The organism is Cupriavidus sp. 01L46 (assembly GCF_056399905.1).
In genome coordinates, this window is the sequence record NZ_JBFTSF010000564.1 from 1 (window position 1) to 1,676 (window position 1,676).

The window sequence follows — 1,676 nt, forward strand, 5'->3', positions numbered from 1 at the left end:
GGGCAACCTCAGCACCACCACCGGGCAACCTCAGCACCACCACCACCGCGACCGAGACGGTGACGGTCAATCCGCTGGCGCCGAGCCTGGCGCCAGTGGCCGAGAGCGGAGTCGAGGGCGCGGCCATCGCGCTGAATCTSGGCGCCACGGTCAACGGCCTCGCCGGCGACAGCAATGGCCTGGCCTCGCTGGTGGTCGGCGCGATCCCGGTCGGTGCCACTGTGAGCGACGGCGCGGGCGGTCACAGCTTCACCGCCGATGCGAGCCACAGCGCGGTCGATGTCCATGGCTGGACGCTAGGCTCACTGACGATCACGCCGACCAGCGATGCCAACTTCACGCTGAGCGTGGCAGCCACTACTGCCGACAGCGAGGGCAACCTCAGCACCACCACCACGGCCACCGAGACGGTGACGGTCAACCCGCTGGCGCCCACCCTGGCGCCGGTGGCCGAGAGCGGAGTCGAGGGCGCGGCCATCGCGCTGAACCTCGGCGCGACGGTCAATGGCCTGGCCGGCGACGGCAACAGCCTGGCTTCGCTGGTGGTCAGCGCGATCCCGCTGGGGGCCACGTTGAGCGATGGCGCGGGCGGCCACAGCTTCACCGCTTCGGCCGGCCACAGCGCGGTCGATGTCCATGGCTGGACGCTAGGCTCACTGACGATCACGCCGACCAGCGACGCGAACTTCACGCTGAGCGTGGCGGCGACCACTGCCGACGGCGAGGGCAACCTCAGCACCACCACCACGGCCACCGAGGTGGTGACGGTCAACCCGCTGGCGCCCACCCTGGCGCCGGTGGCCGAGAGCGGAGTCGAGGGCGCGGCGATCGCGCTGAGCCTCGGCGCGACGGTCAACGGCCTCGCCGGCGACRGCAACRGCCTGGCKTCGCTGGTCGTCAGCGCGATCCCGGCCGGTGCCACTGTGAGCGACGGCGCGGGCGGTCATAGCTTCACCGCCGATGCGAGTCACAGCGCGGTCGATGTTCACAGTTGGACGCTAGGCTCACTGACGATCACGCCAACCAGCGACGCCAACTTCACGCTGAGCGTGGCGGCCACCGCCACCGACGGCGAGGGCAACCTCAGTACCACCACCACCGCGACCGAGGCGGTGACGGTCAACCCGCTGGCGCCGACCCTGGCGCCGGTGGCCGAGAGCGGGGTCGAGGGCGCGGCCATCGCGCTGAGCCTCGGCGCCACGGTCAATGGCCTCGCCGGCGACAGCAATGGCCTGGCCTCGCTGGTGGTCGGCGCGATCCCGCTGGGCGCCACGCTGAGCGATGGCAGCCACAGCTTCACCGCCGATGCGAGCCACAGCGCGGTCGATGTGTCGAGCTGGACATTAGGCTCACTGACGATCACGCCGACCAATGACGCGAACTTCACGCTGAGCGTGGCGGCCACTACTGCCGACGGCGAGGGCAACCTCAGCACCACCACCACCGCCACCGAGGCGGTGACGGTCAATCCACTGGCGCCGAGCCTGGCGCCGGTGKCCGAGAGCGGGGTCGAGGGCGCGGCGATCGCGCTGAGCCTKGGCGCCACGGTCAACGGCCTGGCCGGCGACAGCAACAGCCTGGCCTCGCTGGTGGTCGGGGCGATCCCGGCCGGTGCCACGTTGAGCGACGGCAGCCACAGCTTCACCGCTTCGGCCGGCCACACCGCGGTCGATGTC

The 1,676-nt window shown here is 71.2% G+C and carries 1 pseudogene; it reads left to right on the plus strand.

The features are described 5' to 3' along the window. A pseudogene (locus AC1DS3_RS38390) lies at window positions 1–1,676 on the plus strand (hypothetical protein); the annotation flags it as partial.